The sequence below is a fragment of the Sulfitobacter sp. 1A13368 genome, from assembly GCF_043557275.1.
GTDB lineage: Bacteria > Pseudomonadota > Alphaproteobacteria > Rhodobacterales > Rhodobacteraceae > Sulfitobacter > Sulfitobacter faviae.
The window spans coordinates 27,308-48,177 of sequence record NZ_JBIFFR010000001.1 but is presented as its reverse complement, the minus strand read 5'-3'; the positions used below and the strand labels follow the sequence as shown (position 1 = coordinate 48,177).

Genomic DNA, 20,870 nt, shown 5'->3' with positions numbered 1-20,870 from the left:
GGCAATGGAAACCACGATCCTATTCGCCCCGCTGGTGGGTGCCATCCTCTGCGGTTTCGGCTGGAAGATCATCGGTGAGAAGGCCGCCCAGTGGGTCGCCACCGGGCTGCTGTTCCTTGCCGCCTTCCTGTCTTGGGTGGTCTTCCTGACGCTGGACGGCCCAGCCGAGCAAATTCAGATCCTGCGCTTTATCGAAAGCGGCACGCTGAGCACAGATTGGGCGATCCGGCTCGACCGTTTGACCGCGATCATGTTGATCGTCATCACCACGGTGTCGAGCCTCGTACACCTCTATTCCTTCGGCTACATGGCCCATGACGAGAACTTCCGCGATAACGAAAGCTATCGCCCTCGGTTCTTTGCCTATCTGTCGTTCTTTACCTTCGCGATGTTGATGCTGGTGACAGCCGACAACCTCGTGCAGATGTTCTTTGGATGGGAAGGCGTCGGTGTCGCCTCCTACCTGCTGATCGGTTTCTACTTCCGCAAGCCGTCGGCCAATGCCGCGGCGATGAAAGCCTTTGTGGTCAACCGGGTGGGGGACTTTGCCTTCCTGCTCGGCATCTTTGGCCTTTACATGCTGACGGACTCGATCCGCTTTGATGATATCTTTGCCGCCGCACCCGATCTGGCCGAACAGTCCGTTACCTTCCTGTGGAACGACTGGAACGCAGCGAACCTGATCGCCTTCCTGCTGTTCCTCGGCGCGATGGGTAAATCGGCGCAGCTTTTCCTGCACACATGGCTGCCTGACGCGATGGAGGGCCCGACGCCTGTGTCGGCGCTGATCCACGCCGCGACCATGGTGACCGCGGGCGTTTTCCTTGTCTGCCGCATGTCGCCTGTGATGGAATTCGCGCCCGAGGCGATGGGTTTCGTCACCGTGATCGGCGCCACCACTGCCTTTGTCGCCGCGACCATCGGCCTTGTGCAGACCGATATCAAACGCGTCATCGCCTATTCGACCATGTCGCAGCTTGGCTATATGTTCGTGGCCGCGGGCGTGGGCATGTATTCGGCGGCGATGTTCCACCTTTTCACGCACGCCTTCTTCAAGGCGATGCTCTTCTTGGGCGCGGGCTCGGTCATCCATGCGATGCACCATGAGCAGGACATGACCAACTACGGCGGTCTGCGCAAAAAGATCCCCTATACCTTCTGGGCGATGATGATCGGCACGCTGGCCATCACCGGCGTTGGCATTCCGCTAACGCATATCGGTTTCGCGGGCTTCCTGTCGAAGGACGCGATTATCGAGAGCGCTTGGGGTGGCGGGTCGATGTATGGCTTCTGGATGCTGGTGATCGCAGCCGCGATGACGAGCTTCTATAGCTGGCGCCTTATCTTCCTGACCTTCTTTGGCAAGCCGCGCGGCAACAAGCACACGCATGAGCATGCGCATGAAAGCCCGATGGTCATGCTGATCCCGCTTGGCGTTCTGGCGCTTGGCTCGGTCTTTGCCGGGATGATCTGGTACGGCAGCTTCTTTGGTCATGCGGATCAAGTCGGCAAGTTCTACGGCATCCCGATGGCCGAGATGGCAGGCCACGGCGACGATCATGTCGAAGGGGCCGAGGATGACCACGGCGCAACTGGTCCGGTCGATGGCGACCATGGCGCGGATGCGCTGGTTGAAGGCCACCAAGACGCAGGCACCCATCACGAAGCCTTCGGCGGTGCGCCGGGCGAGGGGGCGCTTTACTTCGCACCCGACAACCATGTGCTGGAAGATGCCCATGCCGCGCCGAAATGGGTCAAGGTCTCGCCCTTCATCGCGATGCTGGCCGGTCTGGTCATGGCCCTGTGGTTCTATATCTGGAGCCCGACCGTCCCGGGACGGCTGGCGGCAAACCAACGCCCGCTTTACCTGTTCCTGAAAAACAAATGGTACTTTGATGAGGTTTACGACGTGATTTTCGTGCGTCCTGCCAAAACGATCGGCCGGTTCCTGTGGAAACGCGGCGATGGCACTGTGATCGACGGCACGCTTAATGGCATCGCCATGGGGATCATCCCCTTCTTCACCCGCCTCGCAGGTAAGGCACAGACGGGCTATATCTTCACCTATGCCTTCGCCATGGTGATCGGCATCGCCGTTCTGGTGACATGGATGACGATGAGCGGAGGAGCGAACTGATGGACACGCATCTGCTTTCAATCATCACATTCATTCCGGCATTCGCAGCGCTGATCCTTGCGGTCTTTCTGCGGGGCGATGATGCTGCCGCCGGGCGCAATGCGAAATGGTTGGCCTTCATCACCACTACGGTCACCTTCCTGATCTCGCTTTTTGTGCTGTTCGAGTTTGACCCGTCGAACACCGATTTCCAATTCGTGGATGAGGCGGACTGGCTGCTGGGCCTGAAGTACCGACTTGGCGTTGACGGGATTTCGATCCTTTTCGTGATGCTGACCACCTTCATGATGCCGTTGGTCATCGCGGCAAGCTGGAATGTCGAGCACCGCGTCAAAGAATACATGATCGCCTTCCTGCTGCTGGAAACGCTGATGCTAGGCGTCTTCATGGCGCTGGATCTGGTGCTCTTCTACCTCTTCTTTGAGGCCGGCCTGATCCCGATGTTCCTGATCATCGGCATCTGGGGCGGGAAAGAGCGTATTTACGCGAGCTTTAAGTTCTTCCTCTACACCTTCCTCGGCTCGGTGCTGATGCTGGTCGCGATGGTGGCGATGTTCACCGAAGCGGGCACCACCTGCATCGGCGGCTGCGAAATCAGCCTGCTCACGCATAACTTCGGCTCCGAAAGCTTTGAGGTTCTGGGCATCCAGATCGTCGGCGGCATGCAGACGCTGATGTTCCTCGCCTTCTTCGCCAGCTTCGCGGTCAAGATGCCGATGTGGCCAGTGCACACTTGGCTGCCCGATGCCCACGTTCAGGCGCCGACGGCAGGCTCCGTGGTGCTGGCGGCGATCCTGCTCAAGATGGGCGGTTACGGCTTCTTGCGCTTCTCTTTGCCGATGTTCCCAGTGGGGGCCGAGGTGATGACGCCGCTGATCCTGTGGATGTCGGCCATCGCCATTGTCTACACCTCGCTGGTGGCGCTGGTGCAGCAGGACATGAAAAAGCTGATCGCCTATTCCTCGGTCGCGCATATGGGTTTTGTGACCATGGGCATCTTTGCGGCCAATCAGCAAGGTGTCGATGGGGCGATCTTCCAGATGATCAGCCACGGCTTCATCTCAGGCGCGCTCTTCCTCAGCGTCGGTGTGATCTATGACCGGATGCACACTCGTGAGATCGACGCCTATGGCGGTCTGGTGAACCGGATGCCCGCCTATGCGCTGGTCTTCATGTTCTTCACCATGGCCAATGTGGGCCTGCCGGGGACTTCGGGCTTCGTGGGTGAATTCCTGACGCTGATGGCGACCTTCCAAGTGAACACTTGGGTGGCGGCCGTGGCCACGACGGGCGTGATCTTCTCGGCGGCCTATGCGCTGTGGCTCTATCGCCGCGTGGTGATGGGTGACCTGATCAAGGAAAGCCTCAAGGCGATCACCGATATGACTGCGCGTGAGAAATGGATCATTGCCCCTCTGGTGGCGATGACCCTGATCCTGGGCGTCTACCCGGCGCTGGTGCTGGACATGATCGGGCCCTCCGTGGCGGCCCTGATTGAAAATTACGACATGGCGCTGGAGGCGGCTGATACCGCCGTGCAGACCGCCGATGCCTCGCATTAAGAAGGACTTGGCGCATGATATCCGCTGATCTGAACATCATTCTGCCTGAGATCGTCCTTGCGGGGTTTGCCCTGCTTGGCCTTCTCGGCGCGGTCTATACGTCGAAAGACAAGGCCGCCGGGGTGCTCGTCTGGGTGACCGCGGTGGTGATGGTGCTGCTGGCCGGTTGGGTGGCCATGTCTGGCGACGGCACCACCAATATCGCCTTCCACGGCATGTTCATCGACGACACTTTCGCCCGTTTCGCCAAGGTGACGATCCTGCTTTCTGCCGCTGCCGTCTTGATCATGTCGGAAAACTACATGAAACTGCGCGGCTTGCTGCGGTTCGAGTATCCGATGCTTGTGGCCTTGGCTGTCGTCGGCATGATGATGATGGTCTCAGCAGGCGACCTGATGGCGCTCTACATGGGCCTCGAGCTGCAATCGCTGGCGCTTTACGTCGTGGCCTCCCTGCGCCGCGACTCGGTTAAGTCTACGGAAGCGGGTTTGAAGTATTTCGTGCTCGGCGCGCTCAGCTCGGGCCTGCTTCTCTATGGCGCATCGCTGGTCTATGGCTACGCCGGGACCACGCTGTTCGCGGGCATCATCACCACGGCGCAGACGGGCGGCACATCGCTTGGCTTGCTCTTTGGTCTGGTCTTCTTGATCTCCGGTCTGGCCTTCAAAGTCTCCGCCGTGCCCTTCCACATGTGGACACCGGACGTCTATGAGGGCGCGCCCACGCCGATCGCGGCCTTCTTTGCCACGGCGCCCAAGGTTGCGGCGATGGGGCTCTTCGCCCGGGTGATGCATGACGCCTTTGGTCAGATCGTCAGCGATTGGAGCCAGATCGTCGCGCTGCTGTCGGTTCTGTCGATGTTCTTTGGCTCGGTCGCCGCGATCGGTCAGACCAATATCAAACGTCTGATGGCCTTCTCCTCCATCGCGCATATTGGCTATGCGCTGATGGGGCTGGCCGCGGGCACCGCTTTTGGCGTGCAGGCAATGTTGGTCTATATGGCGATCTATGTGACCATGAACCTCGGCACCTTCGCCTTTATTCTGTTGATGCAGAAAGACGGCGCGCCGGTGACCGATATCACCCTGCTTAACATGTATGCCAAAACTAACCCGGGCAGGGCGCTGGCGATGCTGGTGCTGCTGTTCAGCCTTGCGGGCGTGCCGCCGATGCTGGGCTTCTTCGGCAAGTTCTATGTGTTGCGCGCGGCCTATGACGCCAATATGACATGGCTGGCCATCGCAGGCGTGATCGCCAGTGTGATCGGTGCCTATTACTACCTGCGCATCGTCTTTTACATGTACTTCGGCGAAGAGCGTTCGGACACGCTCGACCACCAGAACGGCGGCGTGCTGACCGTGGTGTTGATGGCCTCTGCCGTCATCATGATCGTCGGCATTGCCAATATGTTCGGCGTCGAAGGCTTGGCCGCATCGGCAGCGGCATCGCTGGTGAACTGAGCGGTGCGGCACGAGATCGGCCAGAGACGCGCATGACCCCTTGGCCGGAAGGCTATGGCCGGCGCGTCTATGACACGCTCGATTCCACCCTCTCAGAGGCGGCGCGGTTACAGCAAGAGCTGACCGCGCCGACTTGGATTTTGGCGTTAGAGCAGACGGCGGCGCGCGGGCGTCGGGGCCGGAGCTGGGCCACCCCCCGCGGCAATTTCGCGGCCACCCTGATGATGCCGCGCAAAGAGCCGCCGGGCGTCGCCGCGCTGCGCTCTTTCGTGGCCTCGCTCGCGCTCTATCGCGCATTCGTGGCTGTGACGGGGCGGGAGGACGCATTTGCGCTCAAGTGGCCGAATGACGTTCTGCTGCGCGGGGGCAAGGTCGCTGGCATCCTGCTTGAAAGCGTAGGTGAGCATTTGGCCATCGGCATCGGCGTGAACCTTGCCCATGGACCGGCGGCGGACAGCCTTGAAGCGCGCGCCTTACCTGCGGTGACCCTGCGCGAAGCGGGGGGCAATGTGGGCGCAGAAGAGTTCCTCGACGTGCTTGCGCGGGAATACGCCGGTCTGGAAGAGCAGTTCACGACCTATGGGTTCAGCACGATCCGCACGGCGTGGCTCGCCCATGCCGCGCGGCTCGGAGAGGTCATCACCGCGCGCACCATGCGCGACGAGATGACCGGCGTTTTCGAAGATGTAGACGGCGCAGGCAATCTGATCCTGCGCACCCGCGACGGCGCGGTGCCCATCACCGCGGCGGACGTGTTTTTCTAAAATCGGGGGGAGGGGAGGCACCATGCTTCTGGCAATCGACTGCGGCAATACCAACACCGTTTTCTCTATCTGGGACGGGGACACGTTTATCGCCACATGGCGCACATCGACCGAATGGAAACGCACTGCCGACCAATATTACGTTTGGCTCAACACCTTGATGCGGCTTCAGAATACCGACGCCGACATCACCGATATGATTATCAGCTCGACGGTGCCGCGGGTTGTGTTCAACCTGCGCGTTCTGGCGGATCGCTACTTTAGCACGCGGCCCTTCGTTGTCGGGAAACCGGGCTGTGCACTGCCCATCGACGTGCGTGTGGACGAGGGCACGCAGGTCGGCCCGGACCGGTTGGTGAACACCGTGGCGGGCTATGACCTCTATGGCGGCGACCTGATTGTGGTGGATTTCGGCACGGCCACGACCTTTGACGTGGTGGCCGACGACGGGGCCTATATCGGGGGTGTGATCGCGCCGGGGGTGAACCTCAGCCTAGAGGCGCTGCACAACGCCGCCGCCGCCCTGCCGCATGTCGATATCTCGAAACCGCCCTCCGTCATTGGCACCAATACGGTGGCCTGTATGCAGTCCGGTGTCTTTTGGGGTTATGTCGGGCTGGTTCGTGAGATATGTGAGCGGATAAGGGCGGAACGTGCAAGACCCATGCGCGTTATCGCCACGGGGGGTCTGGCACCGCTGTTTCAGCAGGCAGTCGACCTGTTCGATGATTATCAAGATGAACTCACGATGCACGGGCTGACCGTGATCCACGATTATAATAAGGACAAAGCTGAATAATATGAGCAGCGAACGATTTATCTATCTGCCCCTCGGTGGGGCGGGTGAAATTGGCATGAACGCCTATGTCTATGGCTACGGCAAGCCCGGGAAAGAGCGGCTGATCGTCGTCGACATCGGTGTCGCCTTCCCGGATATGGACAGCACGCCGGGCGTGGACCTGATCCTGCCCGACATCACTTGGTTGAAAGAACGTCGCGATCAGATCGAGGCGATCTTTATCACCCATGCCCACGAAGACCACATCGGTGCCATCGCGCATTCCTATGAGGTGCTGAAGGCGCCGATCTATGCGCGCGCCTTTACCGCCAATATCGCCCGCCGGAAGATGTCCGAACACGGCCATCCTGAGGATGCGGTCACGACCGTCAGCGCATGGCCCGAGCAGATCACCGCAGGCCCGTTCAAAGTGGGCTTCCTGCCGATCTCGCATTCGATCCCCGAATCCTCGGCCATGGTGATCGACACGCCCGAGGGGCGCACGATCCATTCGGGCGATTTCAAGATCGACCGGACGCCGGGCGTCGGCGAAGCCTTTGACGACGCGCTTTGGGCCGAGGTCTGCAAGGATGGCGTGAAGGCGTTGATCTGTGACAGCACCAATGTCTTCTCCGCCCATCCCGGTCGCTCCGAAGCCACCGTCGGCCCGGAGATCGAAAAGCTCGTGAGCAGCGCCGAGGGTATGGTCGTTGCCACCACCTTCGCCTCCAACGTGGCGCGGGTCAAAACGCTGGCCGAAGCCGGTGCGCGGGCAGGGCGGTCCATCGTGCTCTTGGGCCGTGCGATGAACCGCATGGTCGAAGCCTCGATCCAGACCGGTGTGATGAAAGACTTCCCGCCCGTCATCTCGCCCGAGAATGCCCGCGCGATCCCGCGCGAGAATCTGATGCTGCTGGTCACCGGCAGCCAAGGGGAGCGCCGCGCGGCCTCTGCGCAACTGGCCCGCGGCAAGTATCAGGGGATCGAGTTGAAAGAGGGCGATCTCTTCCTCTTCTCCTCGAAAACCATTCCGGGCAATGAGCGTGGCGTGATCGGCATCATCAACCAGTTCTCGGAAAAGGGCGTCGATGTTGTCGACGACTCTTCGGGGCTCTACCACGTTTCGGGCCATGCCAACCGCCCCGATCTGGAAACCCTCCATGCCATCGTAAAACCGCAGGTTCTGATCCCTATGCACGGGGAGCACCGCCACCTGCGCGAACACGTCAAGATCGCCGATGCCAAGGGCATCACCGGCGTTCTGGCGGTGAACGGGATGATGGTGGACCTGTCGGGCAACCAGCCCAAGGTGGTCGAACATGTCGATACAGGTCGCATGTATCTGGACGGTTCGGTTCAGGTCGGCGCGCTGGATGGTGTGATCCGCGACCGTATCCGCATGGCGCTGAACGGCCATGCTACAGTGACGTTGATCCTCGATACCGATGACGAGCCTTTGGGCGAGCCTTGGGTCGATCTGATGGGCCTGCCGGAAACGGGCCGCTCCAACGCGCCGCTCGTGGACGTGCTGGAACAAGACCTCAGCCAATGGCTGAACCGTCAGAAAGCCGCCACCCTGCGGGATGACGACAAGCTGAATGACGGTTTGAAAAAGGTCGCGCGGCAGTCGTCCTATGACGAAATCGGCAAGAAGCCCGAAGTCACCGTGGTGGTCAGCCGTCTGAGTTGACCTCCGCGTCACCGCTGCACATATAGACCGCGCCGCCCACCGCGACCACGCTTACCCCCGTGGCCGCAAGGGCGGCGGGGGTCGACAGTGCGGTGGCCAGCGTGCTGCCTGTCGTCGCCAAATTGGCGCTGAGGGCAGAGGCCCCTCCCGTCAAAATGAACGCCCCCGATTTATGTGCCACGGCGCGGAGGTTGTCCGGCTGGCTGAGCCTGTCCACGGCGGAGCGCGCAATGTTCTTGCTGATCTCGACGGTCTCTTCCTTGGTGGTGTTCACCCGCTCGCAGAAGGTCTTCTTGCAATAGCCGCGATAGTTCCGCGCGCCGGGGATCAGGAAATGCCCGTCTTCGGGCGTGGCGGTCAGGCAATAGCCGTCGATCTGATCCAGCGGCACAGTGGTGGCGAGGTAGTCGAACAGCACTCCGCTGTCGCAGGCGGGCGGCGTGCCCCAAAGCTTGCTCCACTTCCGCGCGGGCCAATTCATCAGACGCTCGCGGGTGCCGACCTCTTCGGCGAAATTGGCAAAATTCTCGGCTTCCACCACAACTTCGGCGCCATTGACCTCGGCCCGGCAGCGTTCCGCGCTGGCGGGGGCGGCGGTGAAGGCGGTTAGGATCGTGAGAGCGAGGAGGGCGGGGCGCAGCATGATTGTCCTATCTGATGGGTTTCCCCTCACATAGCACAGACGAAAAAGCCGCCAATCCCGGCGGGGATCGGCGGCGAATTCATGCCCGCGGTGGCGGGGTTTAGATGCGTTCGCGGAAGCTTAGACCGATGAAGTCTGGCGTGTGATCGCCCAGACCGACGACACGGTTGTCGTTACCGCCCCGTTTGTCGCCCCGGCCACGTCCGCCGCGCGACTTCTTCTCGTCCTTGTTGCCGCGGCCCGACTTGCGCTCGTCCTGCGCGGCCTCTGCCTTTTCGGGCTGCGCTTTGTCGTCGGTTTTGGCGTCGACCTTGGCCTCAGCCTTATCGGCCTGCGGTTGCTTGTCCTCGGCGGGTGCCTCGACAGGTTTGTCGGCCTTGCGGCTGCGCGAGCGCGTCCGCTTGGGCTTGTCATCGGACTTGGCCGGCGCGTCGGAGGTCTCCTCGGCGGGTTTGGCTTTGCCAAGCGGGTTTTCGATGCGCGGGATTTCCTTTTGCACCAGACGCTCGACATCCTCGAAGTTCTTCTCGTCACGCGGCTGGCAGATCATGATCGCCTTGCCATCGCGGCCCGCGCGGCCGGTGCGGCCAATGCGGTGAACGTAGTCTTCGGCATGGCTGGGCACGTCGAAGTTGAAGACATGGCTCACGCTTGGCACATCAAGGCCACGCGCGGCGACGTCAGAAGCCACGAGGAAGCGCAACTCGCCACCCCGGAACCCTTCGAGCGTGCGGGTCCGCTGGCTCTGGTCCAGATCGCCGTGGATCGGGGCTGCGTCATAGCCGTATTTCTTCAACGACTTAGCGACGATATCCACGTCCATCTTGCGGTTGCAGAAGATGATCGCATTGGTGCATTTCTCGCCTTCGGCATCGATCAGCAGGCGGAGCAGTTTGCGCTTCTCGCTCGCCTCGCGGTCCTTGCGCGAGCCTTTGAACATGACGACGCCCTGTTCGATATTCTCGCTCGTGGTCGCCTGACGCGCCACTTCGATCCGCTCAGGGTTGCTGAGGAAGGTGTTGGTGATCCGCTCGATCTCAGGCGCCATGGTGGCCGAGAAGAACAGCGTTTGCCGGGTGAAGGGCGTGAGGCCGAAGATCCGCTCAATGTCAGGGATGAAGCCCATGTCGAGCATCCGGTCGGCCTCGTCCACGACCATGACCTTGACGTCCGACAGGATCAGCTTGCCACGCTCGAAATGATCCAGAAGGCGGCCCGGGGTGGCGATCAGCACGTCGACGCCCTTGTCGATTAGCTTGTCCTGCTCCTTGAAGGAGACGCCGCCAATGAGCAGCGCCTTGGTCAGTTTCAGATGCTTGGAATAGGTGTCGAAGTTCTCGGCCACCTGTGCGGCCAGTTCCCGCGTGGGGCAGAGCACGAGGCTCCGCGGCATCCGCGCGCGCGCCCGGCCACGGGCGAGAAGTGAAAGCATCGGCAGCGTGAAGCTGGCTGTTTTGCCGGTGCCGGTTTGGGCGATGCCCAAGACGTCACGACCTTCAAGAGCGGGGGGAATGGCGCCCGCCTGAATAGGTGTGGGCGATTCGTAGCCAGCCTCATCAATAGCTTTGAGGACCTTGGCATTCAGGTTCAGATCGGTAAATTTTGTCATGTGCGTCCGAGTTGAGCGGACACTGACTTGGCCCGCGGCAGCAATACAAGCCGGCCCGAATGGCCCAAGGGGCGGCATTTGCCGCGGCATGTTGCGAAAGCGCATAGCAAGTTGCGGCCCAGCCGTCAAACACTTGCCCTCTCAGGCGCTTAACTTGGGAAATGGCGCGACACCTTTGCATCAAGGTCGAGATCGGCGAGACGCAGCAGACCGTGGTCCTTCAACGTTTCGCGCAGCTCAGGCGTATCGGCGCAGACCTCATCAAAAAAGGCGCGCAATCCCGGCTCACCCCCTTCGGATTCGATCATGGAAAAGAGTTCATGCATCGACAATCCGCCGCGATCGCGGGGGCGGTTGGGGGCCAGATCGGCGCGGTAGGAGCCTTTTTCCAGCCGGTAGCGATAGGCGGCGATCCACTCCGGCCAGCTTTTCGCGTGAAGATGCGCGAGATCAATGCCGGGCTGCTGCTCTGGCCCGTCGATCATCGTATCGTTCTGAAAAGCATTGTGGATCTGTAGCCGTACCTCCGCCATCCCGGTGCGGACGAAAACTTTCCCGGCCAAATGGCTCAGAAAGCCGCCTTTGACGTAGTCACCATAGGTCGGGTAAAGCGCCGAGACGATCTGGGCGCGCTCGGGGCCGTTCGGAATGAAGGCCTTGAAGGCCGTGCCATCACCGGCCAAAGCCTCCATCGGGCGGATGCGGGTGATTTTTTGTGCCGGGGGCAGGGTGGCAAGCACCTCGTCCACCGGGCGGTCAGAGACGAGGAATTCGTCCACATCCATATGGATTAGCCAATCCACATCATCCGCCCGGTTATAGGCGCGGGTCGCGTTCTGGCTTTGACGGACTTGGTGCTTTTGCGGACGTTTGCCGCAGAGCCTTTGCCAATAGGCGTCATCGCAGGTGGTGACACGGATTTTCGGATGGGCCTTCAGGCTTTCGAAAGCCTCTGGGTTTTCGGCATCGAGGTATAGGTAGAGGCGATGCGCGCCCGCCTCCAGATGGTAAGCGGCAAAGCGTCGTATCTCCTCTGCGGGGGCCAGGATCGTGGCCACCAGCCCCCATTTCGTCGTCGTCGTCATCGCGTCTCCCCAGTTGGGGTTAGAATGCCATGATCGGCCCCGAAATCAAGGTTTTCTGCCCCCGGGGGCGGGCCATTTTACACCATCATTTCCTTGGTCGCGGTCAGCTTCACATCCGGGTAATCGCGCTCGACGCGGTCGATGTCCCATTGCAGGCGGGTCAGGTAAACGATGTCGCCATCATGGTCATGCGCGATGTGCTGTTTGTTACTATCGATAAACTTATCAACGGCTTGCTTCGTGCCGTTCACCCAACGGGCCGAGGTGAACTGAGACGGCTCAAATCGAACCGGCAGGCCATATTCCAACTCGATCCGGCTGGCGAGCACTTCGAATTGCAACTGGCCGACAACGCCCACGACGAACCCTGAACCAATCGAGGGTTTGAACACTTTTGCAGCACCTTCTTCGGCGAATTGCATCAGCGCTTTTTCAAGGTGTTTTGCCTTTAGCGGATCGCCCGCGCGGACCGATTGCAGCAATTCGGGCGCGAAGGAGGGGATGCCGCTCACGCGGAGCGCTTCGCCTTGGGTCAGCGTGTCACCGATGCGCAATTGCCCGTGGTTGGGGATGCCGATGATGTCACCGGCCCAAGCCTCCTCTGCCAACTCGCGGTCGGAGGCGAGGAACATCACCGGGTTGGACACCGTCATCGGCTTTTTCGTGCGCACATGGGTCATTTTCATGCCACGCTCGAAATGCCCCGAGGCGAGGCGGACAAAGGCCACGCGGTCGCGGTGTTTAGGGTCCATATTGGCCTGCACCTTGAAGACAAAGCCCGCAACTTTTTTCTCTTCGGGCAGGATCTGGCGCGGGGTGGCAGCTTGGATTTGCGGCTCCGGCCCGTATTTGGCGATGCCTTCCATCAATTCACGCACCCCGAAGGAGTTGATCGCCGAGCCGAACCAAATCGGGGTCAGCGTGCCTTCGTGCATCGCCTTGAGGTCCAGCGGTGGCAGCAATTCGCGCGCCATTTCAAGATCTTCGCGCAGTTTCTCAAGCAGCGCGGCGGGGATGTGTTCGGCGAGCTTTGGGTCGTCCAGCCCTTCGATCTTGATGCTGTCGGCGACGCGGTTCCGGTCGGCACGGTCCATCAGTTCCAGCCGGTCGCGCAGCATGTCATAGCAGCCCACGAAATCGCGGCCCAGGCCGATGGGCCAGCTAGCGGGCGTCACGTCAATGGCGAGGTTTTCCTGAATCTCGTCAATGATTTCAAAGGTATCGCGGCTTTCCCGGTCCATCTTGTTACAGAATGTGAGGATCGGCAGGTCGCGCATCCGGCAGACTTCGAAAAGCTTTTGCGTCTGGCTTTCCACGCCTTTCGCGCCGTCGATCACCATCACGGCGGCATCCACCGCCGTCAGGGTGCGGTAGGTGTCTTCAGAGAAATCCGAGTGGCCGGGCGTGTCAACGAGGTTGAACCGGTAGTTGGTGTCACCGCTATGAAAGTCAAAGGACATGGCCGAGGCCGAGACGGAAATGCCCCGGTCCTTTTCCATCGCCATGAAGTCCGAGCGGGTGCGCCGCGCCTCGCCCTTGGCGCGTACCTGTCCGGCCATCTGAATGGCCCCGCCGAACAGCAGGAACTTTTCAGTCAGCGTGGTTTTGCCCGCGTCAGGGTGGCTGATGATCGCAAAGGTGCGACGGCGCGCGATCTCGGGCGGCAGGGCGGGGCGGTTTTGCGGCGTGTCCAACATCCGACCCATATAGGCCGCGCCGCGACCGGGCGCAATCTGGCCATTGCTGCGAATCGCCGGGTGGCGTAGGGTGAGAACATAAGGGGTACATGGAGGGGGATGCGATGGAACTGAAAGAGATTGCCCGCGAATTGGTCGCGGGCTGCCGGGAGGGAAATGCTGCGGTGCGTGCGAACCTTGATCGGCTCTATGCCAAAGATGCCGTCTCGGTCGAGGCGGCCGATATGGGCGGGCAGGGGCGAGAGACCCATGGGGTCAAGGCGATCCACGGCAAGCACGACTGGTGGGAGAACGCGATGGAGGAACATAGCACCGAGGTGATCGGCCCGTTCTACTTTGGCGACAGCCAGTTCAGCGCGATATTCAAGGTCGATGCCACCGACAAGCAAAGCGGTGAGCGGTTCCAGATGGAAGAGATCGGCGTTTACCACGTCAAAGACGGCAAGATCGTCCGGGAGGAGTTCCACTACGCCGTCGAGGCGCCTTAACGGGTTGAGGCTTTGCGCAGCAGCGCCGCCGCGTCGGGGCGGTCAAGCAGTGCCTCTGCCAGATCGAGCCCGGCATGGGGCAGATCGGAATGGCCGGGGATCACCTCGCCCAAGGCTTCGGACATTTCCGGCGGCAGGACCGACCGGGTGCGGCTGTCGACCAACATGGATTCGGCGGCGATCCCCTCGGCATAGATGATCTGATGCCCGTCAAAGAGCAGTTGGAAGTAGTCGACGAATCCGCCGTCCTGCACCGTCACGCTGTCGCCGTTGACCAGATGCCGCGCCTTGACCAGCAATTCGGACCGGCCCGCGCCCATCTCATCGCTGCGTTGATAGATGAACAGCCGGTGGTCGGGGCTGACGATCAGGTCGTGTTCGTTGTTGAGCGTGCCTGCGCGGATGCGGATCGGGGCAAACTCGCCGACCGCACGCAGGGTGCTTTGCCCGATCCAGCGCAGGGTTTGCACGCCATCATCGCGGGTCAGGATACGGTCCCCCACGCGCAGGTCTTCGATAGGCCGTAGCTCTCCGGTGCTGAGCGAGATATGGGTGCCGCGCGTGAAAGAGACGCAGGCCAGCTGACCGAATTTTTGCCGCGCGGTCTGGGTGTCGATGCCCACAATCCGGTAGCCCGTCTGCGGTGTCAGCGGGCCAAGCGGCAAAAGGTAAACCTCTGCCGCGTGACCGTGTTGATCGACCTCCACCAGCAGCAGCGCCTCTTGGGTCTGCCCATCGGGCGACATCAGCGTCAACAGGCTGTCGAGATGCAGATCGCCCCCGGGGCGGCCCACGCCGGTATCCTCAGTAAGGCGGAATTGATCGCCGGGCAGGGTCAACAGCGACAGGCGCTGCGGCTTTGCCGCGCGGTCTAACTCATAGACATCATCGAGGACCAATTCGGCGGCAAAGGATAGCGCATCGCCCATGTTTGCCCCATCGCTCGCGCGGAATTGCCCGGCGCGGTAGACGGCGAGGTTCTGTGCGGGGGCGGTGCGGCTGGGGGGCATGACGGGCCTTTGGTTCAGGGGCTTTCGCCAGTGAGATAGGCTAGAATTGTGGCCCGGATGGGTCAAGGCTCGGGTGATTTGCTGGCATTGGCGGCGCGGCGTGGTAGGCATATGCAAATGCATAGGAGGAATCAAAATGGATTTGGGAATCAAAGGGAAGAAGGCGCTGGTCTGTGCCTCGTCCAAGGGGCTCGGCCTTGGCTGCGCCGAGGCGCTGGCGGCGGCAGGGGTGAACCTTGTGATGAACGCCCGCGGCGCAGAGGCGCTTGAGGCCTCGGCCGAGCGCATCCGTCAGGAACACGGCGTCGAGGTCACCACCGTCGCGGCGGATGTGGCCACGGAAGAGGGGCAGGCGCTGGTCATCAAGGCGGCAGAGGGCTGTGACATTCTGGTCAACAACGCGGGTGGCCCCCCTCCCGGCATGTGGCAGGATTGGGACCGCGACGATTTCATCAAGGCGCTCGACGCCAATATGCTGGCCCCCATCGCGCTGATCAAAGCGCTGGTGCCCTCAATGATGGAGCGCGGCTGGGGCCGGGTCGTGAACATCACCAGCCAGTCGGTGCGCGCGCCGATTCCCGTTCTGGGGCTGAGCAACTCCGCCCGCACCGGGCTTACCGGCTATGTCGCGGGCACCGCGCGGCAGGTGGCGGGCAAGGGGGTTACGATTAACAACCTTCTGCCGGGCATTCATGCGACCGACCGGGCAGATTCGCTCGACGCCAATGTGGTTAAGCAAAAGGGCATCACGCTGGACGAAGCCCGCGCCGAGCGTCAGGCGGGCATCCCCGCGGGGCGCTATGGCACCCGTGAGGAGTTCGGCGCGACCTGTGCTTTCCTTTGTTCGCAGCACGCGGGCTTCATCGTGGGGCAGAACCTGTTGCTGGATGGCGGCGGCACCAATCTGACCATGTAAACCCTCCATGGCCGGGGCGTGTGTCTCGGCCATGGCACGTCGCGGCGGATCACATTCCTGACAGCAGCGGTTTCAGTGCTGGCCCGGATTGCAGGCGGCGGCTAACCCTTGTGGATCAGCTTTTCGCAAAAGGTCCGCCGCCCATGCAAACCACTGTTCTTGTCCTTCTTTTCGCTGCCGTGATCCTTGCCAGCCTCTTGGTTGCACCGCGCCGCGCGACGGTCGAAGGCTTCTTTGGCGGCGCCAATGCGGCAGGCCGCGCGCCGGGGCTTTGGGTGCTGGTGCTGAGCCAAGTCACCACATGGATTTTCGCCCGCAGCCTGATGAACGCGGCGATCTTGGGCTATTTCTACGGCATCGCGGGCACGCTGGCCTATGCGGCCTATTACGGGTCTTTCCTGACGGGCGGTTTCATCGTCGGCCACCTGCGGCGCGGCGGCGCGCGCTCCGTGCAGGACTGGCTGGCGGGGCATTTTGGGGGCGCGGGGACGGCGGCCTATAACCTCGTGATCGGGCTGCGGCTGCTGTCTGAGGTTTTTGCCAATCTCTTGGTCGTCGCGTTGATTTTCGAGGCCGTCTGGCCCGGGTCGGGCACGCTTGCTGTGCTGATCGTCGCCGCCCTTGGCTTTGGCTATTCGGCGTGGGGCGGGCTTTCCGCCGCGCTGCGCACGGATGTGGTGCAAATGCTGGTCTTTCTCATCGTCTTCGGCCTTGCGCTCGGAGCTCTGCTGCTCAGCCCGGGGTTCGAGCTTGGCGCGGTGCTGAGCGCGCCGGGAGTCTCTGGCCCCTACAACGGTTGGGTGCTTTTGGTCGTGGCGCTGTTGCAGGTCTTTTCCTACCCGGCGCATGACCCGGTGATGATGGACCGCGGCTTTCTGGCGGATGAGGCAACCACCCGGGCGTCTTTCCTCCATGCCTTCTGGATTTCGACCCTTTGCATCATCGGTTTTGGCTTTTTCGGCATCCAAGCCAGCCTGACCGGCGCGGCCTATGAGGGTGAGTTGATCGGCACATGGGGGCAAATGTTCCCGGGCTGGATTTTTGTGGCGCTGATGCTGTCGCTGCTGGTCTCGGCCCTCTCGACACTCGACTCGGCGCTCGCCTCTGCCGCGCGGCTGATGGTTGAGGAATGGCGCATTGCGCCGCGCAGCTTGAAGGGCGGGCGGCTGGTGATGGCGGGGTTCATGGCGCTTGGTGCGCTGCTGACGCTTTGGGGCAACGCCACGCTCTTTGATGCCGTCGCGGTGAGCGGCACCGCGTCGATGTTCCTCACCCCGGTGCTGCTCATCGGGCTGGTGGCGGGGCGCGCGATCCCGGTCTGGAGCTACCTTGCCGCCTTTGCCGCCGCGATGCTGGGGGCTGCGGCCTATTTCGCACGGGGCTGGGCATGGGTCGCGGCACTTCTCCCTGAGGGGCATAAATACGAGCAATTGTTGGTGATCTGCATCTTCGTGCTGCTGGCCGGGTTCGCGGCGGTGCTTGCGGGGGCGCGGCGGGGCTGATAGCTGGGTTTCCGAGCGATTTGATCGGATACCGCAGCCTCCATGAGTGACCCCACCCCCCGTCTGGAAATCCGCAACCTGCGCCGCGCCTATGGCGGGCGGCAGGTGGTCGATGACGTATCTTTGCAGATCTTGCCGGGGCAGGTGACCTGCCTGCTTGGCCCCTCGGGCTGCGGCAAATCCACCACGTTGCGCATGATCGCGGGCGTTGAGATGCAAGACAGCGGCACGATCCATGTCGACGGCAAATTGATCTGCGACACCATGTTCCGCGTCCCGCCCGAGCGGCGCGAGATCGGCCTGATGTTCCAAGACTTCGCCCTGTTCCCGCATCTGAGCGTTGCCGACAACGTGGGCTTTGGCCTCAAGAAAGGCACGCGTGAGGAGAAACGCGCGCGGATCGAAGAACTGCTCGAACGGGTGGACCTGCTGCGCTATATCGACGGCTATCCGCACCAGCTTTCGGGCGGGGAGCAGCAGCGCGTGGCGCTGGCCCGCGCGCTGGCGCCGCAGCCGCGCATCATGCTGATGGATGAGCCCTTTTCCGGTCTCGATAACCGCCTGCGTGATGGCATCCGCGACGAGACGCTGAGCATCCTCAAGGAAGAGGACACCGCCGTTTTGCTGGTCACCCATGAGCCGGACGAGGCGATGCGCATGGCCGATGAGATCGCGCTGATGCGCGACGGCAAGATCGTGCAGCAAGGCGCGCCCTACAACGTCTATACCCGGCCCGTCGACCGCGCCTCCGTCGCCTTTTTCAGCGATGCCAATGTGCTTGAGGCCACGGTGACCGGGGCGTTGGCCGATACGGTCTTCGGCCAATTCCTCGCCCCCGGTGTGGCCGATGGCACGCCGGTGAATATCGTCTTTCGCCCGCAACACCTGCGCATCGATTTTGACCGAGCGGGCAAGGGGCCGCGCCCCACGGCGACCGATGGCACACCGGCCCGGGCGGTGGTGGAACGCGCGCGTTTCATGGGCAACGAAAGCCTCGTGGAATTTGTGTTGGAAGAGGACGGATCGCGGCTCAAGGCCACGGTGCCCAATGTCTTTCTGCCGCAACCCGGCGCCGTCATGTGGCTGACCGTGCGCCGCGACCGTTGCTTTGTCTTTCCGGTGACCTCATGAAGCCGCTGTTGGTAGAATTCGGCATGGGCTCCTCCCTGCGGTGCGGTGATTATACGCAGGCCGCGAAACGCGCGGTGCAGGATGCGCTGTGGCATAATTCGATCAATCTGGCTGAGCTTTTCGGTTTCGATAAGTCGGCCATGCGCATCACCCTCGACGTGGGCGTGCAGCGCCCCGATCTGGTGGATGCCGAAGCGCTGCGCGCGGTCTTTCCCTATGGCGAGGTGACGGTGAAGCTGCATCACGGCGGTCTCGACGTGCCGCGCCCCGAAGGGGAAGGGAACCCAACGGTCATGGCCAATGTGGCGCTTTCCGTCGGCTTCGAGATGGAGCGTGCCGATGGCTGAGCAGCGGATTATCATCGAAATGGGCATGGGCAACGATCTGCATGGGATGGACTATACCAAGGCCGCCGCCCGCGCGATCGAAGATGCCTTGCGCCATTCCTCCCTACCGCTGTTCGGCGCGCTGGAGGTGACGCCGGATCAGATGGGCGTGCAGGTCACCGTGGCGGTGCAGGAGCCTGAGAAGGTGGATGTCGACGCACTGGTGGCCAAACTGCCGCGCGGTCGCGCCGAGGTGCACGCGGTAAAGGGCGGACTGAACGTGAAAACGGGACAGGATACCATCGTGATCGCGCAGGCCAGTGTCGAGGCGTTTTTGCCCCCGCAAACCGGCTGGCGATTGAAGGGCTGAGGCGGCGTTGATCTGGGGTTAGGGGCGATGATCCGCGAGCGTTCTGCCCGGCTCGTCCACGAACAACTCCGGTAGCGGCTCAGCGCTCTCGATCTGATCAAGCGGCAGGGTCACGAAATCCGCCGCCCCCTCGCTCCACGCGGTCAGCAGCCAGAACCGGCCCCAGTTGCGTACCTCAAGCGGGCGCACCACTTGCGGCGCTTCGCCGATCACCGCAATCCGCAGCTTTTGGCGGGCCTGCACCGCGGCACGCAGCACCGGCAGATGAGTGAAAACCCGCGTGGCTTTGCCCTGCGACCTCAGCGCCTGCGCCCATGCGGCACCCTCGGCAATGGCCTCGGTCGGCAGCACCGCGTCGAACTTGGCGGCCAATGTCTCTGCCGCGGCTTGCAGGGCGGGGTCGCCCACCTCTGCTGCCACGGCAAGGCCGAGGTTCAGCGCCTCCAGCTCCGCCGCCGTCAGGGTCAGCGGGGGCAGGGTGATCGCAGGGATGATCCGATAGCCTTCGCCCCGCGTCCCAGCGATGGACAGGCCCGCCGCGCTGAGCTTGCCCATATCGCGGTAGATCGTGCGGGGGGAGACGCCGAACTGTCGGGCCAGATCCTCGGCCCGGTGCAGCCGCCCATCCCGCAGCCTGTCGATCAGCCGGACAAGCCGATCTTCGGTTTTCGCTGATACCATGCTGCCTCCTGACGCTCCTGACAAAAACATGTCACAACTCGAATTGCACGCGCGAAAATCGGCAGTCCTTCGCCCGCAGCACCGCCCATTCGCCGCATTGCCCCTTCATGGTCCCGGCGCCGCCCGCTATCACGGTGCAGACTGGCGCGACCAGACTGCGCCAAAACTGATGGGAGAACAGACATGTTGAACAATATCGGACTGCCGGGCCTGCTGCTGATCGCGGTTGTCGTGCTGGTGCTTTTTGGCCGTGGCAAGATTTCCTCGCTCATGGGCGAAGTCGGCAAGGGCATCACCAGCTTCAAGAAAGGCATCAGCGAAGGCGAAGAAGAGAACAAGCGCGACGAGATCAAACATGTCGAAGACGTGCACCATGCTGACCTGCCGGAACATGCCGATCAGGGCACCCATCCCAAGACCGACCTGAAGGCCGACAAGGACCGGGTGTAACCCGATGTTCGATCTGGGTTGGACGGAACTTTTAGTCATCGGCGTGGTGGCCCTGATCGTGGTCGGCCCCAAGGACTTGCCCGTGCTGTTTCGGCGCGTCGGGCAATTCGTGGGCAAGGCCAAAGGCATGGCGCGTGAATTCAGCCAAGCGATGAACGATGCCGCCGATGAAAGCGGCATGCGCGAGATGTCATCGTCGCTGAACAAATCGCTCAAGACGGCCAGCAACCCGCTAGGCAGCGCCATGGATGAGGTCAAGGACGCGACCCGGTCACTGACCAATTTCGACCCTGAGAGCGAGACCGGCAAACTGGCGGCGCAAAAGGCCGAGGATGTGAAGAAGATCCAAGCCAGCACCGCGCGGGCCGCCGCCGAACGCAAGCAACGCGAAGCGGCGGAAGCCATGGCCGAGGCCGAAGCAGCAGAGGCGAAGCTTTCGGACGCCGCCCCGGCCAAGGAAGCCCCGGCGCGGCCTGTGATCGAAAAAGACACAGGTCAGGCCCAAGCGGCATCGGACGATGCCGCCGCCAAGACCTCAACGGCACCCAAAGCTGCCGCCAAGAAAGAGTGA

General features: G+C 62.1%; 20 protein-coding genes. 14 read left to right on the top strand and 6 right to left on the bottom strand.

Annotated features, from left to right (window positions below; genetic code table 11):
• Window positions 1–4: 4 nt before the first annotated feature.
• From nuoL to ACGYK4_RS00230, 6 genes are read left to right on the top strand one after another with little or no spacing between them, the layout of a single operon-like run.
• Entirely contained in the window at window positions 5–2,137 is a 2,133-nt protein-coding gene (nuoL, locus tag ACGYK4_RS00255; RefSeq protein WP_394454673.1) for an NADH-quinone oxidoreductase subunit L, read from the top strand.
• Window positions 2,137–3,699: an NADH-quinone oxidoreductase subunit M gene (locus ACGYK4_RS00250; RefSeq protein ID WP_271687634.1), complete on the top strand. Its 1,563-nt coding sequence runs from the start codon at window positions 2,137–2,139 to the stop codon at window positions 3,697–3,699. Before nuoL ends, ACGYK4_RS00250 begins: the two co-directional genes overlap by 1 nt.
• Window positions 3,700–3,713: 14 nt before the next feature.
• Window positions 3,714–5,159: an NADH-quinone oxidoreductase subunit NuoN gene (gene nuoN, locus ACGYK4_RS00245; RefSeq protein ID WP_394454672.1), complete on the top strand. Its 1,446-nt coding sequence runs from the start codon at window positions 3,714–3,716 to the stop codon at window positions 5,157–5,159.
• Window positions 5,160–5,191: 32 nt separating this feature from the next.
• Window positions 5,192–5,923: a biotin--[acetyl-CoA-carboxylase] ligase gene (locus tag ACGYK4_RS00240; RefSeq protein ID WP_394454671.1), complete on the top strand. Its 732-nt coding sequence runs from the start codon at window positions 5,192–5,194 to the stop codon at window positions 5,921–5,923.
• A gap of 22 nt (window positions 5,924–5,945) precedes the next feature.
• A complete protein-coding gene (locus ACGYK4_RS00235; protein WP_394454670.1) occupies window positions 5,946–6,722 on the top strand; it encodes a type III pantothenate kinase in 777 nt (258 codons plus the stop codon).
• Between the two features lies 1 nt (window position 6,723).
• The gene (locus tag ACGYK4_RS00230; RefSeq protein ID WP_067268157.1) at window positions 6,724–8,391 is read left to right on the top strand and encodes a ribonuclease J; all 1,668 of its coding nucleotides are present in this window, start codon (window positions 6,724–6,726) and stop codon (window positions 8,389–8,391) included.
• On the opposite strand, the gene ACGYK4_RS00225 is transcribed toward ACGYK4_RS00230, so the two are convergent.
• The 4 genes from ACGYK4_RS00225 to ACGYK4_RS00210 form a co-directional block, all read right to left on the bottom strand.
• On the bottom strand, window positions 8,375–9,034 hold the full coding sequence (locus ACGYK4_RS00225) for a hypothetical protein (RefSeq protein WP_394454669.1): 660 nt from the start codon (window positions 9,032–9,034) through the stop codon (window positions 8,375–8,377). The two genes, ACGYK4_RS00230 and ACGYK4_RS00225, sit on opposite strands and share 17 nt — an antisense overlap.
• A 100-nt stretch (window positions 9,035–9,134) precedes the next feature.
• Window positions 9,135–10,643, bottom strand: coding sequence for a DEAD/DEAH box helicase (locus tag ACGYK4_RS00220; protein ID WP_394433586.1), 1,509 nt, complete (start codon window positions 10,641–10,643; stop codon window positions 9,135–9,137).
• Window positions 10,644–10,792: 149 nt separating this feature from the next.
• Window positions 10,793–11,728, bottom strand: coding sequence for a glycosyltransferase family 2 protein (locus ACGYK4_RS00215; RefSeq protein WP_394454668.1), 936 nt, complete (start codon window positions 11,726–11,728; stop codon window positions 10,793–10,795).
• Between the two features lie 77 nt (window positions 11,729–11,805).
• Window positions 11,806–13,425, bottom strand: a complete 1,620-nt coding sequence (locus tag ACGYK4_RS00210; RefSeq protein ID WP_394455100.1) for a peptide chain release factor 3 — start codon at window positions 13,423–13,425, stop codon at window positions 11,806–11,808.
• A gap of 104 nt (window positions 13,426–13,529) precedes the next feature.
• Here ACGYK4_RS00210 and ACGYK4_RS00205 point away from each other — a divergent pair, with 104 nt between their 5' ends.
• Window positions 13,530–13,913 (top strand): SnoaL-like domain-containing protein, encoded by a 384-nt coding sequence (locus tag ACGYK4_RS00205; protein ID WP_394454667.1) that lies wholly within the window; start codon window positions 13,530–13,532, stop codon window positions 13,911–13,913.
• Here ACGYK4_RS00205 and ACGYK4_RS00200 read toward each other — a convergent pair.
• Window positions 13,910–14,923 carry a Hint domain-containing protein gene (locus ACGYK4_RS00200; RefSeq protein WP_394454666.1) on the bottom strand — a complete coding sequence of 338 codons (1,014 nt, stop codon included), beginning with the start codon at window positions 14,921–14,923 and terminating at the stop codon, window positions 13,910–13,912. The genes ACGYK4_RS00205 and ACGYK4_RS00200 overlap by 4 nt on opposite strands.
• Before the next feature lie 136 nt (window positions 14,924–15,059).
• On the opposite strand from ACGYK4_RS00200, the gene ACGYK4_RS00195 reads away from it, so the two are divergent.
• From ACGYK4_RS00195 to ACGYK4_RS00175, 5 genes are all read left to right on the top strand, one after another.
• Complete coding sequence (locus tag ACGYK4_RS00195; protein WP_394454665.1) at window positions 15,060–15,839, top strand: SDR family oxidoreductase; 780 nt, start codon at window positions 15,060–15,062, stop codon at window positions 15,837–15,839.
• 143 nt (window positions 15,840–15,982) lie between these two features.
• Window positions 15,983–17,341, top strand: coding sequence for a sodium:proline symporter (locus tag ACGYK4_RS00190; RefSeq protein ID WP_394454664.1), 1,359 nt, complete (start codon window positions 15,983–15,985; stop codon window positions 17,339–17,341).
• A 42-nt stretch (window positions 17,342–17,383) separates the two neighbouring features.
• Window positions 17,384–18,472, top strand: coding sequence for an ABC transporter ATP-binding protein (locus ACGYK4_RS00185; protein WP_067268171.1), 1,089 nt, complete (start codon window positions 17,384–17,386; stop codon window positions 18,470–18,472).
• Window positions 18,469–18,819 (top strand): Lin0512 family protein, encoded by a 351-nt coding sequence (locus tag ACGYK4_RS00180; RefSeq protein ID WP_394454663.1) that lies wholly within the window; start codon window positions 18,469–18,471, stop codon window positions 18,817–18,819. Before ACGYK4_RS00185 ends, ACGYK4_RS00180 begins: the two co-directional genes overlap by 4 nt.
• Window positions 18,812–19,168, top strand: a complete 357-nt coding sequence (locus ACGYK4_RS00175; protein WP_394433594.1) for a Lin0512 family protein — start codon at window positions 18,812–18,814, stop codon at window positions 19,166–19,168. The genes ACGYK4_RS00180 and ACGYK4_RS00175 overlap by 8 nt, the downstream gene beginning before the upstream one ends.
• Before the next feature lie 18 nt (window positions 19,169–19,186).
• Here the strand turns inward: ACGYK4_RS00175 and ACGYK4_RS00170 are convergent, their stop codons facing one another.
• The gene (locus ACGYK4_RS00170) at window positions 19,187–19,849 is read right to left on the bottom strand and encodes a helix-turn-helix transcriptional regulator (protein WP_394454662.1); all 663 of its coding nucleotides are present in this window, start codon (window positions 19,847–19,849) and stop codon (window positions 19,187–19,189) included.
• 183 nt (window positions 19,850–20,032) lie between these two features.
• Here ACGYK4_RS00170 and ACGYK4_RS00165 point away from each other — a divergent pair, with 183 nt between their 5' ends.
• Both ACGYK4_RS00165 and tatB read left to right on the top strand, forming a co-directional pair.
• Entirely contained in the window at window positions 20,033–20,299 is a 267-nt protein-coding gene (locus ACGYK4_RS00165) for a twin-arginine translocase TatA/TatE family subunit (protein ID WP_067268177.1), read from the top strand.
• A 4-nt stretch (window positions 20,300–20,303) separates the two neighbouring features.
• The gene (gene tatB / locus ACGYK4_RS00160) at window positions 20,304–20,870 is read left to right on the top strand and encodes a Sec-independent protein translocase protein TatB (RefSeq protein WP_394414477.1); all 567 of its coding nucleotides are present in this window, start codon (window positions 20,304–20,306) and stop codon (window positions 20,868–20,870) included.

Bases quoted from the DNA above. Each gene is read 5' to 3' on its own strand.
- ACGYK4_RS00200 (WP_394454666.1), bottom strand. From the start codon at position 14,923: ATGCCCCCCAGCCGCACCGCCCCCGCACAGAACCTCGCCGTCTACCGC.
- ACGYK4_RS00165 (WP_067268177.1), top strand. From the start codon at position 20,033: ATGTTGAACAATATCGGACTGCCGGGCCTGCTGCTGATCGCGGTTGTC.
- nuoL (WP_394454673.1), top strand. From the start codon at position 5: ATGGAAACCACGATCCTATTCGCCCCGCTGGTGGGTGCCATCCTCTGC.
- ACGYK4_RS00235 (WP_394454670.1), top strand. From the start codon at position 5,946: ATGCTTCTGGCAATCGACTGCGGCAATACCAACACCGTTTTCTCTATC.
- tatB (WP_394414477.1), top strand. From the start codon at position 20,304: ATGTTCGATCTGGGTTGGACGGAACTTTTAGTCATCGGCGTGGTGGCC.
- ACGYK4_RS00220 (WP_394433586.1), bottom strand. From the start codon at position 10,643: ATGACAAAATTTACCGATCTGAACCTGAATGCCAAGGTCCTCAAAGCT.
- ACGYK4_RS00250 (WP_271687634.1), top strand. From the start codon at position 2,137: ATGGACACGCATCTGCTTTCAATCATCACATTCATTCCGGCATTCGCA.
- ACGYK4_RS00215 (WP_394454668.1), bottom strand. From the start codon at position 11,728: ATGACGACGACGACGAAATGGGGGCTGGTGGCCACGATCCTGGCCCCC.
- ACGYK4_RS00170 (WP_394454662.1), bottom strand. From the start codon at position 19,849: ATGGTATCAGCGAAAACCGAAGATCGGCTTGTCCGGCTGATCGACAGG.
- ACGYK4_RS00230 (WP_067268157.1), top strand. From the start codon at position 6,724: ATGAGCAGCGAACGATTTATCTATCTGCCCCTCGGTGGGGCGGGTGAA.
- ACGYK4_RS00195 (WP_394454665.1), top strand. From the start codon at position 15,060: ATGGATTTGGGAATCAAAGGGAAGAAGGCGCTGGTCTGTGCCTCGTCC.
- ACGYK4_RS00240 (WP_394454671.1), top strand. From the start codon at position 5,192: ATGACCCCTTGGCCGGAAGGCTATGGCCGGCGCGTCTATGACACGCTC.
- nuoN (WP_394454672.1), top strand. From the start codon at position 3,714: ATGATATCCGCTGATCTGAACATCATTCTGCCTGAGATCGTCCTTGCG.
- ACGYK4_RS00190 (WP_394454664.1), top strand. From the start codon at position 15,983: ATGCAAACCACTGTTCTTGTCCTTCTTTTCGCTGCCGTGATCCTTGCC.
- ACGYK4_RS00225 (WP_394454669.1), bottom strand. From the start codon at position 9,034: ATGCTGCGCCCCGCCCTCCTCGCTCTCACGATCCTAACCGCCTTCACC.
- ACGYK4_RS00180 (WP_394454663.1), top strand. From the start codon at position 18,469: ATGAAGCCGCTGTTGGTAGAATTCGGCATGGGCTCCTCCCTGCGGTGC.
- ACGYK4_RS00175 (WP_394433594.1), top strand. From the start codon at position 18,812: ATGGCTGAGCAGCGGATTATCATCGAAATGGGCATGGGCAACGATCTG.
- ACGYK4_RS00185 (WP_067268171.1), top strand. From the start codon at position 17,384: ATGAGTGACCCCACCCCCCGTCTGGAAATCCGCAACCTGCGCCGCGCC.
- ACGYK4_RS00210 (WP_394455100.1), bottom strand. From the start codon at position 13,425: ATGTTGGACACGCCGCAAAACCGCCCCGCCCTGCCGCCCGAGATCGCG.
- ACGYK4_RS00205 (WP_394454667.1), top strand. From the start codon at position 13,530: ATGGAACTGAAAGAGATTGCCCGCGAATTGGTCGCGGGCTGCCGGGAG.